General features: G+C 71.2%; 17 protein-coding genes. 9 read left to right on the top strand and 8 right to left on the bottom strand.

Annotated elements, in window-relative coordinates; all coding sequences use genetic code 11:
- On the bottom strand, positions 1–1,000 hold a 1,000-nt coding region (locus G6031_RS08065), incomplete at its 3' end, for a DUF6596 domain-containing protein (protein WP_182652978.1).
- 156 nt (positions 1,001–1,156) lie between these two features.
- Here G6031_RS08065 and G6031_RS08060 point away from each other — a divergent pair.
- Positions 1,157–2,212: an oxygenase MpaB family protein gene (locus tag G6031_RS08060; protein WP_347238466.1), complete on the top strand. Its 1,056-nt coding sequence runs from the start codon at positions 1,157–1,159 to the stop codon at positions 2,210–2,212.
- A 9-nt stretch (positions 2,213–2,221) separates the two neighbouring features.
- Here G6031_RS08060 and G6031_RS08055 read toward each other — a convergent pair whose 3' ends face one another.
- The 3 genes from G6031_RS08055 to G6031_RS08045 all read right to left on the bottom strand — a co-directional run bounded on the left by G6031_RS08055 (position 2,222) and on the right by G6031_RS08045 (position 3,577).
- Entirely contained in the window at positions 2,222–2,491 is a 270-nt protein-coding gene (locus G6031_RS08055; protein WP_182652976.1) for a DUF3072 domain-containing protein, read from the bottom strand.
- A gap of 87 nt (positions 2,492–2,578) precedes the next feature.
- Positions 2,579–2,986 carry a YciI family protein gene (locus G6031_RS08050; protein ID WP_182652975.1) on the bottom strand — a complete coding sequence of 136 codons (408 nt, stop codon included), beginning with the start codon at positions 2,984–2,986 and terminating at the stop codon, positions 2,579–2,581.
- Positions 2,987–3,085: 99 nt separating this feature from the next.
- Positions 3,086–3,577, bottom strand: a complete 492-nt coding sequence (locus G6031_RS08045) for a hypothetical protein (protein ID WP_182652974.1) — start codon at positions 3,575–3,577, stop codon at positions 3,086–3,088.
- A 185-nt stretch (positions 3,578–3,762) separates the two neighbouring features.
- Between G6031_RS08045 and G6031_RS08040 the strand changes: the two genes are divergently transcribed.
- From G6031_RS08040 to G6031_RS08005, 8 genes are all read left to right on the top strand, one after another.
- The gene (locus G6031_RS08040; protein ID WP_182652973.1) at positions 3,763–4,458 is read left to right on the top strand and encodes a hypothetical protein; all 696 of its coding nucleotides are present in this window, start codon (positions 3,763–3,765) and stop codon (positions 4,456–4,458) included.
- Positions 4,455–5,669 carry a PrsW family intramembrane metalloprotease gene (locus G6031_RS08035; RefSeq protein WP_182652972.1) on the top strand — a complete coding sequence of 405 codons (1,215 nt, stop codon included), beginning with the start codon at positions 4,455–4,457 and terminating at the stop codon, positions 5,667–5,669. Before G6031_RS08040 ends, G6031_RS08035 begins: the two co-directional genes overlap by 4 nt.
- Positions 5,670–5,701: 32 nt before the next feature.
- Positions 5,702–6,091: a hypothetical protein gene (locus G6031_RS08030; protein WP_182652971.1), complete on the top strand. Its 390-nt coding sequence runs from the start codon at positions 5,702–5,704 to the stop codon at positions 6,089–6,091.
- Between the two features lie 65 nt (positions 6,092–6,156).
- On the top strand, positions 6,157–7,155 hold the full coding sequence (locus G6031_RS08025) for a sigma-70 family RNA polymerase sigma factor (protein ID WP_182652970.1): 999 nt from the start codon (positions 6,157–6,159) through the stop codon (positions 7,153–7,155).
- 107 nt (positions 7,156–7,262) lie between these two features.
- Complete coding sequence (locus G6031_RS08020; RefSeq protein ID WP_182652969.1) at positions 7,263–7,820, top strand: dihydrofolate reductase family protein; 558 nt, start codon at positions 7,263–7,265, stop codon at positions 7,818–7,820.
- 72 nt (positions 7,821–7,892) lie between these two features.
- Entirely contained in the window at positions 7,893–8,183 is a 291-nt protein-coding gene (locus tag G6031_RS08015; RefSeq protein ID WP_179523296.1) for a DUF4287 domain-containing protein, read from the top strand.
- 344 nt (positions 8,184–8,527) lie between these two features.
- Positions 8,528–9,394, top strand: coding sequence for an enoyl-CoA hydratase-related protein (locus G6031_RS08010; protein ID WP_182652968.1), 867 nt, complete (start codon positions 8,528–8,530; stop codon positions 9,392–9,394).
- 35 nt (positions 9,395–9,429) lie between these two features.
- Positions 9,430–10,185, top strand: coding sequence for an SDR family NAD(P)-dependent oxidoreductase (locus tag G6031_RS08005; protein ID WP_182652967.1), 756 nt, complete (start codon positions 9,430–9,432; stop codon positions 10,183–10,185).
- An 8-nt stretch (positions 10,186–10,193) separates the two neighbouring features.
- Here G6031_RS08005 and G6031_RS08000 read toward each other — a convergent pair whose 3' ends face one another.
- The 4 genes from G6031_RS08000 to G6031_RS07985 form a co-directional block, all read right to left on the bottom strand.
- On the bottom strand, positions 10,194–10,793 hold the full coding sequence (locus G6031_RS08000) for a hypothetical protein (RefSeq protein ID WP_182652966.1): 600 nt from the start codon (positions 10,791–10,793) through the stop codon (positions 10,194–10,196).
- A gap of 157 nt (positions 10,794–10,950) precedes the next feature.
- Positions 10,951–11,679, bottom strand: a complete 729-nt coding sequence (locus G6031_RS07995; RefSeq protein WP_182652965.1) for an alpha/beta hydrolase — start codon at positions 11,677–11,679, stop codon at positions 10,951–10,953.
- A gap of 64 nt (positions 11,680–11,743) precedes the next feature.
- Positions 11,744–12,442 (bottom strand): hypothetical protein, encoded by a 699-nt coding sequence (locus G6031_RS07990; protein WP_241737252.1) that lies wholly within the window; start codon positions 12,440–12,442, stop codon positions 11,744–11,746.
- 26 nt (positions 12,443–12,468) lie between these two features.
- Positions 12,469–14,513: LuxR family transcriptional regulator (locus G6031_RS07985; RefSeq protein ID WP_241737251.1), on the bottom strand; the 2,045-nt coding region annotated here is incomplete at its 5' end.

Genomic DNA, 14,513 nt, shown 5'->3' with positions numbered 1-14,513 from the left:
GCGGCCCCACGGCGTGCCCCACCGCCACCGCGCGGTTCAGGCGGGCCACCGGGCTGTCGTTCAGCGCGAGCAGCTCGTCGTACCACTCGACCACCTGCACCCAGTCGGTCGCGGCGGCGGACGGCGCGTCGGCGTGGAGGGCGGCGATCGCGGCCTGCGCCTGGTACTCCCCCAGCTCGTCGCGGGCCAGCGCCGCCTGCAGGATCGCCACGCCCTCCGCGATCGAGCGGGTGTCCCAGCGACTGCGGTCCTGCCGCGCCAGCGGGATCAGCTCGCCGTCGTCGTCTCTCCGCGCGGCCCGGCGGGCGTGGTGCAGCAGCATCAGCGCGAGCAACCCCCGCACCTCGGGATGATCGATCGACGCCGACAGTTGCCGGGTCAGCCGCAGGGCCTCCTCGGCCAGGTCCACCTCGCCGGTGTACCCCTCGTTGAACACCAGGTACAGCACCCGCAGCACGGTGGCCACGTCCCCGGGACGGTCCAGCCGCTCGCCGGAGAGAGTGCGTTTGGCGCGACTGATGCGCTGCGCCATGGTGGCCTCGGGGACCAGGAACGCCCGCGCGATCTGCCGGGTGGTCAGCCCGCCCACCGCGCGCAGCGTGAGCGCCACCGCCGACGCGAGGGGCAGCGACGGGTGGGCGCACAGGAAGTACAGCCACAGGGTGTCGTCGACCTCACGCCCCGGCCCCTCCCATGCCGCCGGGTCGGCGCCCGGACCGCCGGAGGAGATCGACGACGACGAGCTCACCACCTGCTCGGCCGCCGCCAGTTCCTCACGGCGCCGACGGGCGGCCTCCGAGCGCGCGGCGTCCAGGAATCTGCGCCACGCCACGGCGATCAGCCAGGCGCGGGGGTTGCGGGGCGGGTCGTCCGGCCAGGTGCGCATGGCCTCGAGGAGCGCGTCCTGCACGGCGTCCTCGGCCGCCGCGAAGTCCGCCCCCCGGCGCACGAGGACGCCGATCACCTGCGGGGTCAGCTCGCGCAGTTCCGGACCGATCATGGTGAGGTCGATCCTCCTACTCCCCGCGGATATCCGGGCGCCGCGAGCTGCATTGACGTACAACGGCTTTACAAACGAGTTCCATATGTCTAATACTCTCCGTCATCTGTCGTGAGCTGATTCACGCAGAGTGTGACGTACCGACGAGGGGGCGACGTGGCTACCACCGAGAAGAACCGCATCGACGAGGGGCTGTTCGGCCCGGGTTCCGTGGCATGGAAGGTCTGGACGTTCCCGGCGTCCGCGCTGCAGGGTTTCGCGCGGGCCGTGACGATCGAACACCTGGACCCGGATCTCACCGCCGCGGTCGACGAGACCGGCCAGGTGATCCAGCGGACCCCGCTGCGGTACGACCGGACCATGGAGTACTTCTCCGCCGTGATGTTCGCGGACACCCCGACGGTCATCAAGATGTCGGACATCCTCATGAAGGTCCACTCCCGCGCCTACGGGGTCAACAAGGTCACGGGGAACGAGTACGACTCCAACAACCCGGACTCGCAGCTGTGGATCCACATGACCGCGTGGCACTCGATCCTCTACGTCTACGAGGTGTTCGGGCCGGGCAGGCTCAGCCGCGACGAGGAGAACGAGTACTGGCGCCAGTGCGCGATCGCCGCCGAGCTGCAGCCGATCCGCCAGGAGGACGTGCCCCGCACGCGCGGCGAGGTGCAGAAGTACTTCGACGACTGGCGCGACAAGCTGTCGGCCTCCGAGGCGGCCATCTCGAACGTCGACCACATCCTCAACGGCTTCGAGACCATCGAACCGCGACTGCCGACCATCCTCAAGAAGGTGGGCCGGCCGTTCCTGCGGGCGAGCATCATCGCCACCTACCCCCGGTGGATGCGCCCGATGCTGGGCGTCACGCAGTCGCGGGCGGTGGACACCGCGTCGATCGCTCTGTGGCGGTTGCTCTTCAAGGGCGCCCACAACAATCCCGACGTGATGATGGCGATGGTCGAACGGGTCAGCCCCCGCTCGGTCCGGTACATCGAGCCCGCGATCCGCGGCATCAAGGCGGACAGCCCGCGGACCCATTCACCCGCGTGGGCCCGCGAGCGCTACGGCGATCCGCGCACCCCGCTCGAGCAGTACGCGGACATCAAGGCCGCCCGCGCGCAGGGCGCCGCCGAGCAGCCGTACGAGCACAACCACCGGGAACCGGTCCTCGAGTTCAGGGAGGCGGACCAGAACCCGGTGGCCGTCTGAGCTGACCGGTCAGGCGGTCCGCGGATTGCCCTTCTGGAGACGGTCGATGTGCTCCGAGGCCTCCGCCTTGGTCAGTGTCGCGGGGAGTTCCTCGCCGGCCTCGCGCGCGAGGGTGTCGAGGTAGCTCTTCTGCGCGGCCGTCATGGGCTCGTCGCCGGTCACCCAGTCGTTGGGGTCGCGCTGCACCGAGGTGTCACCGGATCCCGGGTTCTCGGGGACGGGTGCGCCCAGGGTCTCCTCGGAGGCGTCGCGGTTCGGGTCCTGCTCGGGGTTGGTCATCCCCGCACGGTACGCCCGGAGCGGGGGCCGGACCACCGCCGTGGCGCCCGAGCGGGGACCGGACCCCGCCCGGGCGCCCGGAGCCGCTCAGCCCTCGAATTCCGGCGGCGCCTCCAGGAACGGCCGCAGCTCCAGCCACTCGTGGATCGGCTCGCCGCCCGCCCCCGGGGCCGCGGACAGCTCGCCCGCGAGCTCGAGGGCCCGCTCATAGGTGGCGGTCTCGATGATCATCCAGCCGGCGATGAGATCCTTGGTCTCGGGGAACGGGCCGTCGGTCAGCGGCGGGCGGCCCTCGCCGTCGTACCGCACCCACGTCCCCGACTCCGACAGCGCGTTGGCGTCGACGAACTCGCCGGACTCCTCCAACCGGGCGGCGAAGTCGTTCATGTACTGGATGTGCGCCGAGACCTCCTCGGGCGTCCACTCGTTCATGGGCACGTTGTTGGGCGGCTCCGGCGCGCCCCGGTAGTGCTTGAGCAACAGGTACTTGGCCATGGTGGTCCTCCTCGTACGGTGCGACCCAGTGTGGTCGCCTCACCAGGGGGACGGAACCGGATCCGGGTTCTCGACAGGGTTCTCGACGGGGTTCCCGTCCTACCCGGCACCACCGTTGAGCTTCTCGGCCACGGCGACGGCGTCGACGTCCGGGGGGACCGTGATCAGCAGGTGCGCTCCATGGAGTTCGCCCCCGACCCGGACGGCGGAGAGCAGCTCGGAGTCGACCCTCGTCACCAGCCGCGCGTTCTCGCCCGCGTGGGAGGCGTCGGCCGTCAGCCTCCGCACCACTCCGGCTCCATCACCGTCCAGGCTGACCCCGATCGCGCCGGCCGCGTCCTGATCGACGGCCTCGACACCCACGTGTTCGAATCCTGACGGATCGACCAGGACGTTCTCTCCGTGGATCGACACACACTGCGAGTCCCAGTCCCGCGGGCAGGTCTCGAAGACCGCCATCTCCAACGCGGCCTGGGGCGTCTCCGCCGAACCGGGCGAGTTCGTGGGTTCCGCCTCGCCCCCGGTGCCGCCCCCGTCCATGCACGCCGCTGCGGTCAACAGGACGGGCGCCAGGGCCGCGAGGATTCGCATGAGGCCGGACCATACCCGATGTTTACCCCGATAGGTTGCGCCTCCCGAGCGTCCATCAGCGGAGACTCGAGCGTCACCTGATGGACGGCGCCTGCGCGGTTCCGGCGACCCGTTCCGCGCCCGCCGGCTCACGAGTTCATCGCGATTTCCGCCGCGGTAGAGCTCGCGGGAGTAAATGTTCACGGGTGAACACGACCTCCCCTCCCGGCCGCGCGACGGTCTCCCCTCACGTCCCCGTGGAGCATCGGGTGCTCGGCCTCGACCGGCGGCAGCTGATCCCCGCGGCCGTCGTCCTGGCCATCGGCCTGGTGTGGAGCCTGGGCCTGCCCTGGCTCGACAGGTCCGTCTCCTGGAACGACCCGATCGCGGCGGGTGACGTCGTCGACCTGGGCAAAGGCGTGCGCTTCACTCCGCCCGTCGGATGGGACCTGACCAAGGGGGTCAGGGTCGGGGACGAGCCGGACAGCGGACCCCCGGACGCGGGGACCACGGCCACCGTCACCGACGGGGGCACCACCATCTCCGCTACGCAGGGGGTGTTCTCCGGAGACGTCGACGCGCTGCTGACGGAGGCCGAGAAGAACCTGTCGGTCCACGAGAAGGGTGTCCGGGTGTCGGGTGCCCGGCAGTCCGTGACGACCGACAGCGGACTGGTCGGCACCAGCGAGCCGTTCACCTCGCCCTCGGGTGACGGCGTCCTGGCCGCGTTCGTCCTCCCGCCCGCCGCCGGGACGCCCGCGGGCGGTCGCCCGGACCACGACTCCGCGACGACCCCGACCGCTGTCACCTTTGCCGCCCGTTCCCAGGCCGGCCAGTTCACCGCCGACGCCGCCGACGTCGAGGCGACCCTGCGCAGCCTGACCTACGGAGCCCCGCGATGAGCACCACCACCGTCTCGCCGGGCAACGACACCGCGCCCGATGCCGCTCTGATCGCCGCCCGGGACCACGCACTCGCGGAGTCCGGCTGGGGACAGGGATTCCGACTGGTCCAGCCGAGGAACCCGTCGTTCTGGGTGTTCCTCCTGGGCGTGGTGGCCGGGGTCGCCACGGTCGTGCAGATCGCCTCCCAGGCCGCCGCGCTCTACCCGGTGGCGGTGGCCGCCGGCGTCCTCGCCTTCACGCTCTACGGGGTGGTGTGGTGGGTGTTCCTCCGCCTCCACGACCGTTCCGTCCCCCGGCCCGTGTCCCTGGTGGCCACGGCCTTCGTCTGGGGCGGCACCGCGGGCACGTTCTGGATGGCCGTCCACGCCAACGACGCCCTGCTCTCGCTGTACGGCAAGCTCTTCGGCACCGCGTGGTCCACCGCCTGGGGCGCCGCGTTCGCCGCGCCGGTCATCGAGGAGTTCGCCAAGGCCACCGCGCTGGTCCTGCTCCTCGGGTTGGCCGCGCACCTCGTGCGCAGCCCCTACGACGGCTTCGTGATCGGCGCCTTCGCCGGCCTGGGATTCCAGGTGGCCGAGGACATGCTCTACACCGCGCAGACCTCGGCGGTGAACTTCGGCTCCGAGCAGCTCCATTCGGCGATCGAGACCATCCTGCTCCGCGGCGCGCTGGGCGTGGTGTCCCACACCCTGTTCTCGGCACTGTTCTGCGCGGGTCTCGTCTGGTTCCTCGGCCGGCCCCGTGCTGAGCGCAATCGCGCGCTCGGGGCGGGGCTGATGCTCACGGCGATGGTCTTCCACTTCCTCTGGGACGCCGCCGACGCCATCGGCAACTCGGTGTTCGGCAGCACCGCCTTCGCCGCGCTCGTGATGGGGGTGGTGATCGTCGTGGCGCTGGTACTGGTGCGCGTGGTCGCCCACCGGGCCTCGCGCGTGCCGCGCGGATGGCTGCGGGACGTGCTGGCCCCCGAGGTCGAGCAGGGGGTGGTGACCGCGGCCGAGGTCGACGCGGTGGTCGGCGACCGCGGGGCACGGCGTCGTCACCTCCGCGGAGCCGCACACGGGCGGCGGCGGGCCAGGCACCTGCTCGAGGCGGTCCGGGGCCTCGCCGCGGTGATCGCCGCCGGTCAGGACGTCGAGACGGCGAGGGCGGAGGTCGAGCGGGTGCGGGGGTCCGAGACACCCGACAGTGTGTCAAGTCCTGCTTGACAGCCTAGGCGTGTCAACTTAGGCTTGACACCATGGACTCGCCGATCGACACCGCCCTGACACTCCCCTGCGACGACGCCGTCCGGGCAGCCCAGGCGGCTGCCGCCGGCGCTGCGTTCTCGCAGGCGCAGAAGCTCCTCGGGGATCGACCCGGTCCGCAGAGCGACCCCGAACAGTGGAACGTCGCCGTGCAGCTCCTCGCGTTCCGTATCGAATGCGCTGCCGGATTCAACGCGTTGGGATCGGTGATCGGCCTGCGTCGATGGGGCGTCACGTGGGAACTCATCGCCCGCGCGGCCGGCACCACCAGGCAGGCGGCCCACACGCGGTGGAGCGCACAGGTGCGCGCCACCCTGGACCGTTACGGCACCGGTGAGATGGGAGGCCCGGTGGCCGACGACGAGCACGACCTGTCCGGTTGACTCGACCCCGGATGCCGCCCATCGAACACCACCGCTGACCGCGCCCCGAGGCGCACAATGACCGCGTGACCACCCCCGAGGCGGACGACGGCCGCGTGACCACCATCGAGGCGGAGGCGTACCGCCCCGAGATCCTCGGCTACTGCTACCGCTACTTCGGCTGCATCGCGGAGGCCGAGGACGCGACGCAGGAGACGATGCTGCGCGCGTGGAAGGCCCGGGGCGGTGCAGAGTTCGGTGGCCGATCCTCGCTGCGCACGTGGCTGTACGCCATCGCCACCAACGTCTGCCTGGACATGACGCGGGCACCACAGCGGCGCAGCCTCCCGGTGGACCTCAGCGCACCCGGGACCGTCCCCGACGACCCCACGTCGCTGACCACGATGCCCGAGCGGATGTGGATCGGCCCGGCGAGCGACGCCCACCTGGGCGTCGACCCGTCCGCCACCGCCCTCGCCCGCGAATCGGTGCGCCTGGCCTTTGTGGCCGCGCTCCAGTTCCTGCCTCCCCGGCAGCGGGTCGCGCTGATCCTCCGCGACGTCCTGGTGCTGTCGGCGGCGGAGTGTGCGGAGCTGCTCGACATGACCGTCGCCTCGGTCAACTCCGCCCTCGCCCGGGCGCGCAAGACCATGGCTCAGCACGGGGCCACCCTCCCGGCCGGCGCCGCAGATGACGTTCCCACCTACGACACCCGGCTGCTCGAGGAGTACGTCGCCGCCTTCGAGGCCTACGACGTCGATCGCTTGGTCGCCCTGCTCACCGAGGACGCGGAGTTCACCATGCCGCCGTTCGAACTCTGGCTCCGCGGCCCCGCGCAGATCGAGCGGTGGTGGCGCGGACCCGGGCAGGTGTGTCGCGACTCGCGGACCATCGTCACGTCAGCCAACGGCCGCCCCGCCGTCGCCGTCTATCACGTCGCCGGCGGTGGCGACTCCGGTGCGGCTCGGTGGGAGCCGTTCGCGATCCACGTCCTGGAGACCCGCGTCGGCCGCATCTCATCCCTCACCCACTTCATCGGTGCGGGCCACTTCGCCGAGTTCGGACTGCCCGCGCACCTGCCGTAGAGAGAATCCCCGCCCCACCGATCAGTGTCGTCGCCTCGGACCGTCTACCTCTGTGAAGGACAGTCCTTCAGGCCCCGAGCACCGAGGCCAGACGAGAGGAACCCCCCATGAGCCGCACGATCACGGCGCACATGTTCTCCACCCTCAACGGCGCGGTCGAACACGCCGACCACTGGCAGTTCGACTCCTTCGGACCCGAAGAGATGCAGGGGATGGCCGAGATGACCGGCAAGACCACGGACCTGGTGTTGGGTCGCACGCTGTGGGAGGAGTGGTCCGGGTACTGGCCCGGCGCCCAGGACCCGTTCGCGGAGTGGGTCAACCCGGTCCGCAAGCACGTGCTCACCTCCACCCTGACCGGCGAGCTGCCGTGGAACAGCGTCATCGTCCCCGGTGATGCGGCCGGCTACCTCGAGCAGCTGCGGCAGGAACCGGGCGGCGACATCGCGATCGCGGGGGGAGTCGAGACCATTCGGCGGCTGGTCCTGGCCGGCCTGGTGGACGAGCTCACGCTGACCATCCACCCGGTGATCACCGGTGAGGGCCGCAGGCTCTTCGACGAGTCCGTCCCCACGACGCGCATGCGTCTGCTGGACTCGACCCAGACTCAGGCGGGCAACATCATCGCGACCTACGCCCTGCGCTCCCACACCGCGGACGCCTGACCGGACCCACTCGCCCAACACACACGACCCGACACCCCGCCCCCCGCCGCCCATTAACCAGAGGAGAATCCGATGTCCTTCCAGGCGTACCTCGACACCATCGAGACCAAGACCGGTCTGACACCGCGGCAGCTCGTGGACCAGGCCACCGACCTTGGCTTCGGCCCCGGGACCAAGGCCGGACCGATCCTGGAGTGGTTGAAGAACGACTACGGCCTCGGACGCGGGCACGGCATGGCGCTCGTCCACGTGATCACCAAGGGGCCTCAGATCAGCTCGAAGCACGTCGGTTCCACCGGCTCTCACGCCGACGCGACCGACATGCTCTGGCTCGACGGCGCGGCCACCAACCCGAACCGCTGAGCCCGGCCGCTCCCCCGCCCACCACCGCCGCAGAGCTCCGGGGCAGCGTCTACCCGTCGTCCCGCCGTGACTCAGGGAGCCGCTCTTCGTCCAGGCCGGACCATTCGACGTAGTCGGCCCAGGCGCGATCGTAGGAGTCCTGGTCCGGCTCACCCGTGGTGGGCGCGGCGGTGGTGGGTTCAGCGGGCGCGGCAGCACGCCTTCGCCTTGACGCAGAGCGCCAGAATTCTCTCACCTTCTTATTCGGCAGCGGGGCCCTCTCGGATGGCGCACACCCCATCCGGGCAGCCGATCAGGATCGGATCCCGGCCCCTCCGCCCTCCCCGCGGGTAGCGTCCGACATCATGCAGTCCTCGCCCGATCAGGCACCCGAGACCTCTCCCGACCAGCGCGAGGTCGTCCTCGAGCGCCACGACGAGGTGGCCGTGATCCGGCTCAACAGCCCGGAGCGGCTCAACGCGTCGACCACGCGCAACCTCACCGACCTCATCGCCGCCCTCGACGACTGCGACGCTGACGACGACATTCGAGCCGTGGTCCTCACCGGCACCGGGCGGGCGTTCTGCGCGGGTGCCGACATCTCGGGCGGGGGCGACACGTTCGCCGTCGATCCCGGCCGGGACACCGGCGACGCCCCGCCGGACACGGGCGGCCTGGTCTCGCTGCGCATCTTCCGGATGACCAAGCCCGTCATCTCGGCGATCAACGGGTCGGCCGCGGGAGTCGGGGTGACCATGACCCTGCCGACGGACGTCCGCATCGCGGCGGACCACGCCAAGTTCGGGTTCGTGTTCACGCGACGCGGGCTGGTGCCGGAGGCGTGTTCGTCGTGGTTCCTGCCCCGGGTGGTGGGCATCTCCGCTGCGGTCGAGTGGACTGTCGGCGGCAGGACCATCCTCGCCGATGAGGCCCTGGAGCGCGGCCTGGTGCGTGAGCTGCTCCCGGCCCACGAGGTCCTCCCCCGCGGCATCGAGATCGCCCGCGAGATGACCCGCGGCACGGCCCCTGTGTCGGCGGCGCTGACCCGTCAGCTCATGTGGCGGATGCTCGGCGCTCCGGACCCCGAGGTGGCCCATCGCGCCGAGTCCGTCGGCATCTACACCCGCGGGGCGTCCGCCGACGTCCGCGCCGGCGTCTCCGCTTTCCTGGCCAAGGAGGAGCCGGACTTCCCGGACCGCGTGTCGGACGGACTGCCGGACCTCTTCAGCTGACCACTTCCACCACCCCACCACTGATAGGACTCCCCATGACCTCTGTCGACCTCACCGGTCGCGTCGCGATCGTCACCGGATCGACCTCCGGCCTGGGCGCCCGATTCGCCCATGTGCTGGCGGAGGCGGGCGCGACGGTCGTCGTGACCGGGCGCCGCACCGAGAGGATCGAGGAGGTCGTGGAGGAGATCGGTCGACGCGGAGGCACTGCGCACGGCGTTAGGCTCGACGTCGCCGATCCGGCCTCCGTCGAGTCCTGCCTCACGGAGGTGACCGAGCGGTTCGGCGCTCCCCGGATCCTGATCAACAACGCCGGCATCCCCGATGCGCAGCGCGCGCACAAGATGCCCCTGGAACTCGTGGACGCCGTGCTGGACACCAACATCCGTGGTCCGTGGCTCATGGCGACCGGGGTGGCCCGCCGGTTGATCACCGCAGAACTGCCCGGCCGGATCGTCAATATCTCCTCGATGGCCGCGTACCACTATGCGGGCAACGGGGCCGCGCTCTATGCCACCACCAAGGCGGCGCTCAGTCGGATGACGGAGGCCCTGGCCGTGGAGTGGGCGCGCAGTCTCATCAACGTCAACGCCATCGCACCGGGGGTCTTCGAGTCGGAGATGACCGACGGGATGCTCGAGCGGGTCGGCGACATCGCGCCCGGGTTCCCGCGCAGGAGACTCGGCGTGCCGGAACAGCTCGATTCCACTCTGCTCTACCTCGTCTCGGACGCGTCGGAGGCGGTCACCGGGACCGTCATGAAGATCGACGACGGGCAACTCCCCCGCTGACGCCGCGGTTACAGATCCGCGCCGGCCGCGTACGCGGCAGCGAACGTCCGCAGAGCCTCGTGATCCTCCCCCAACAGGTCCACGGGCGCGCGCCGCCCGGCGAGGGAACCGGACGGCAGGGTCCACCAGGAGGTCGCGGCTTCCGGGTAGCGACCGGCGTCCAGCATCCGGTTGACCGCGCAGATGATGTTGTCCGGGTCGCGCGGATCGAAGTGGTCCAGCTGGAATCGCGGGTAGACCCATCTCCGGGCGCCGCGGAGCGCGATCAGGCGGCCGTCTCGCGCGAACGTCCGCAGTGCGTCGGTGGCGGTGGAGTCGGACAACACCCCACGCCGCGCGAGGGCCTCAGCCGCTTCGACCGAGCACATCAGAGGCACCTGCATGGCGACACCCCGCGAGGCCGCGACCGCAACGGCACGGGCACGACGAGCAACAATGGCGCCATCTCCGGCACGTGGCACCGCGGGCCCCCGGAGCAGGTCGACCTCCGGCGCCCGGACCGACTTCACGGCCCTGTCGATCTGCCCGGCGACCCGGCCGAACGCGCTGCGACGATGCACTTCCCGCAGGACGACGTCCGAGAAGACCTGGTCGTCGAGCTCCCTCAACGCGCGATTCGCTCTGTCCCCGGGCGCGACGGACCTCTGGGACAACGGTCGATTCCGAGAAGTCATTGGCGACCACCCCGCCTTCTGGGGAAGAACTCTAGACCGTCCGGGCGAGTGCGGCGAGGGACTCGGGCTCGACGACCCGGTGTCACCCGGATCAGGCCGCGGTGCGACGCCACCACTCGCTGATCGCGGTGGCCAACTCCTCAGGGGTCTCCACCGGCAGCATGTGCCCGGTCTCGGGGATCTCCACGTAGGTCACTCGCCGGGCGTTCGAGCTGTCGCCCCCGGCACCGTTCCCCTCAGCCCAACTGCGCTGGTCCTCGGTGGGCACCACCTGGTCATGTGACGCTCCCACGATCAGGACCGGGCAGGGCGCCTGCGCGGGGAAGGCACTGCGGTCCGGTCGCGCACCCAGTGCCACGGAGTGGGCCGCGAACCGCGCCGGCCCGTACCCGCGCGCCGCGCGCAGTCGCTCGGCCCGCACCTGCGGGTCGTGGCCGCGGTCGCCGAAGTACACCGCCTCCATGCCGTCGAGGGCGATCTCCTCGTACTCCTCTGGACTAAGGTCCGCCGCTCGGTCGGCGCGCGCCGCGGCTGCCTCCGGGTCCTCGGTGCCCACGGGCGCGGTGACCAGGACGAGTCCGGCCAACAGCGACGGGTGACGCTCGGCGAGGTGCATGGCCACCACGCCGCCGAGGGAATGTCCGACGACGACGCTGCCCGTCGCGATCTGCCGGGCCACCTCGTCGACGAGCGTGTCGAGGTCTGGCTCGGCCGGCAGGTCCAGGGCGGTGGCGGGCAGGTCGTCAGGCAGGGCGCGCAAGACCGGTGCCCAGGTCTGCGCGTCGCCGTGGAGGCCGGGGAGAAAGACGAGGTTCGTCATGCTCCGACCCTACGCGGGGCCGCCGCGATCGACGCGGCGTCGGTGGAGGGTCGCGCCGACCGGCTCACACGATCCGCCGCTGGGTCTGAGACCGCGACAGCTCGTAGGTCTTGACAAGCCAGAACGCGGCGAACGCGTAGAGCGCCGCCGCCTCCCCGGCGAACAGCGCCACGGACGGTCCGGCCACCCAGGCGACGAGGACAGCGAGGGCCGGCAGGGTCACGACCAGCACGGCCAGGACCCGGTAGGCCACGCGATACCGGCACCGCAGGGTCGGATCCGGGAGGGACCCGAGGGTCTCCTGCCCGTAGAAGAAGATCGACAACGCGGCCAGGACGAAGAACCCCACCGCGGCCACCGCGTGAACGGCGCCCGCCACGGTGAGCCCGGGCGGAGACGAGTCCCCCGTCGGGACCAACGCCACCACTATGGTCAGGATCCCGGCTCCGTTGAGCAGCGCATTCTCGCCGCGGGTGTAACCGCGGTAGGCCACCAGCGCGACGCCGATCGCCACGAGTATCCCCACGAAGAGACTGCGGGCCGGCGAGTGGTAGAAGGCGCTGAGCGAGCCCATCATCGTCACGCCGGGGTCGAGGGCCACCCACAGGAGAAGGGCCGCCGGGAGGAGGAGCGCGCCGGCCGCGATGACCATCCGGAGGACGAAGTACGTCTCCACGATGTAGGCCGCGGGCGCCTCGCAGAAGGTGGCCGGGTCGCCCTGCGCCGGATCGCCGGGCGCTGAATTCTCTTGTGACTGACGCATGCTCACACCTCGACTCGGTCTTCCGTTCACCCTCGCAGTCGGGTGCCGGTCTTGGTGTAGATCCGGTTGAGGTGACCCTCCACGGTCCGCTTGGACAGGTGCAGCTCGGCTGCGATCTCGGCGTTGGTCAACCCCTGGCCCACCAGGTCGGCCACCTGAGACTCGCGGCGGGTCAGCGTGACACCGGGCGGGACCGAGCGAGCGGGGCCGGCGAGACCGGTGAGGCCGGCCAGCGGCCCGCTGATCTCGGTGGTCGCGAGCATCCGTTCGGCCAGGGTGTGATGTTGAGATCCCGGGCTGGCCAGGCTGCGGGCGCGGTCCGCGGCGGCCGCGGCCACCATGAGTAGACCCACACCACGGGCCCGCTGGGCCGCGTCGAGCAGTCGTCGGGGATTGTCCGCCAGGTTCGCGGCGGCCAGGTCGCGCACCAGGACGGGCACCTCACCACTGACCTCCAGCTCAGCCACCATCCGGCAGCTCTCGGGGTCGGCCATCAGCACCCCGGCCAGGGCGGCGCGAACGGCGGCACCGAGCAGCCCGTCGTCGATGAGGGATCGGACGATGTCGCGCGCCCGGTCGCGCTCGTCGAGACAGAACATCACCCCTGCTTCGGCTCCGCGGATCTCCGGCCCGACCGGTGAGTTGGCATACCCGTGGACGGAGCGGAGGCGCTGCAGTTGCTCTCTGGCGGTCGCGGCCTGCCCGGACAGGGCCGAGATCAGGGCGCACAGGGAGATGGCGCGTGGGAGGAAGTCCTCTGGGCCGTCCACCTCGATGGTGTCGAGTGCATCTGACGCGGCGCTAATGGCCGACGGCAGGTCACCTGCGGCCAGGGCGATCTCCGCATCGGCGATCCGGCGCATGCCGTGGTCCAGGCGCACGGAGTCGTCCTGCTCGATCGCCACGAAGGGCGCGAGCTCCGCGAACAGCGCGTTCACGCCGAAACCGTGCAGGACCACGTAGAGCAGCGCCGCGAGGTACTCCTCCGACGCCCACGCCTGGTGGTCCATCGTGCGCGAGCGGCGGGCCAGCCGCCGCAGGACGGCCAGCGCGGCGTCGGACTGTCCGAGGGCATCCAGCGCCAGGGCGTGGATCGCCTCGATCCGCCGCTCCCGGTCGGCCGGCAGGGGTGACGGATCCGCCGCGTGCGAGGCGAGTTCGCGGTACTCCCGGGCCGCCTCTCGGTAGCGACCGGCGTAGGACAGGTGCACAACTACCAGCGCGTCCAGCACCGCATGCGCGGGGTGATCCGGCGTCAGGAGTCCGTGGGCCGACTCGATCAGCGAGAGAGAGTTCTCGGGGCCCCTGTCGCGGTAGTGCGCGAGGTCCGCCCGGGCTGTCACGTTGTCGATCAGCACCCTGGTGAAGTCAGGGCCACCCGGCTCGTCGTCGTCACCACTGAGCCCCGCGGGTGCACGCAGTCCGGCCGATACGCGCGGTCCGGCCGCCGATCGCAGACACTCCAGCGACTGCTCGAACATGTCGGCCGCCTCGTGCAGCCTGTCCAGTAGGCGCAGGCACGAGCCCGCGAGCAGGAAGAGCTCGGCCTGCTGCAGCGGCGTCATCACCAGTCCCGCACGCTGGGTGGACTCCGACAACTCGACGCCGGTGCGGTAGTCGTGGCCATCCAGCGCGGCGTGGGCCGCGGCCAGGACCGAGGGGGCGTCCACGCTCCCGCCGTGGGCGGAGGGGTCGTTGGCTAGTGCCCACAGCACGATCTGCGGGTCCGGTCGAGTGGCTCCGGGGAGGGAGAGCACGGCGTCGTAGGTCTCCCGGCGCCGGCGATGGTCCGCTCCGGCCCGGAGCGCGGCGGCGAGGACGGGCGGTTGCACGGTGAGCACGTCCGCGCCGTCGTGCCGGCCTTCCCTCAGGAGTGCCCGGGCGACCAGGTCGCCGACCACCTCGCCGCCGTGGAGGTGCTCGAGGTCCCGGACCGTGAGGCGTCGGGCGAGAGCCGCGGTGGTCAGGGCGTCGGCCGCGGTGGCCAGTGCGTTGGCCGCGGTGGCCATCACGCCGGGACCGATCCACAGGTGCGGGTCCACGGCCACGCCCGCGATCGCGGTGGCAGGGT

The organism is Dietzia sp. CQ4, assembly GCF_014145125.1.
In the GTDB taxonomy this organism is placed as follows: domain Bacteria; phylum Actinomycetota; class Actinomycetes; order Mycobacteriales; family Mycobacteriaceae; genus Dietzia; species Dietzia natronolimnaea.
This window is presented reverse-complemented; position numbering and strand designations above follow the sequence as displayed.

What these genes read in the sequence shown, in the direction of transcription:
- G6031_RS08055 (WP_182652976.1), bottom strand. Translation starts at nt 2,491, where the DNA reads ATGACCAACCCCGAGCAGGACCCGAACCGCGACGCCTCCGAGGAGACC.
- G6031_RS08050 (WP_182652975.1), bottom strand. Translation starts at nt 2,986, where the DNA reads ATGGCCAAGTACCTGTTGCTCAAGCACTACCGGGGCGCGCCGGAGCCG.
- G6031_RS08045 (WP_182652974.1), bottom strand. Translation starts at nt 3,577, where the DNA reads ATGCGAATCCTCGCGGCCCTGGCGCCCGTCCTGTTGACCGCAGCGGCG.
- G6031_RS08035 (WP_182652972.1), top strand. Translation starts at nt 4,455, where the DNA reads ATGAGCACCACCACCGTCTCGCCGGGCAACGACACCGCGCCCGATGCC.
- G6031_RS08030 (WP_182652971.1), top strand. Translation starts at nt 5,702, where the DNA reads ATGGACTCGCCGATCGACACCGCCCTGACACTCCCCTGCGACGACGCC.
- G6031_RS08020 (WP_182652969.1), top strand. Translation starts at nt 7,263, where the DNA reads ATGAGCCGCACGATCACGGCGCACATGTTCTCCACCCTCAACGGCGCG.
- G6031_RS08015 (WP_179523296.1), top strand. Translation starts at nt 7,893, where the DNA reads ATGTCCTTCCAGGCGTACCTCGACACCATCGAGACCAAGACCGGTCTG.
- G6031_RS08010 (WP_182652968.1), top strand. Translation starts at nt 8,528, where the DNA reads ATGCAGTCCTCGCCCGATCAGGCACCCGAGACCTCTCCCGACCAGCGC.
- G6031_RS08005 (WP_182652967.1), top strand. Translation starts at nt 9,430, where the DNA reads ATGACCTCTGTCGACCTCACCGGTCGCGTCGCGATCGTCACCGGATCG.
- G6031_RS07995 (WP_182652965.1), bottom strand. Translation starts at nt 11,679, where the DNA reads ATGACGAACCTCGTCTTTCTCCCCGGCCTCCACGGCGACGCGCAGACC.
- G6031_RS07990 (WP_241737252.1), bottom strand. Translation starts at nt 12,442, where the DNA reads ATGCGTCAGTCACAAGAGAATTCAGCGCCCGGCGATCCGGCGCAGGGC.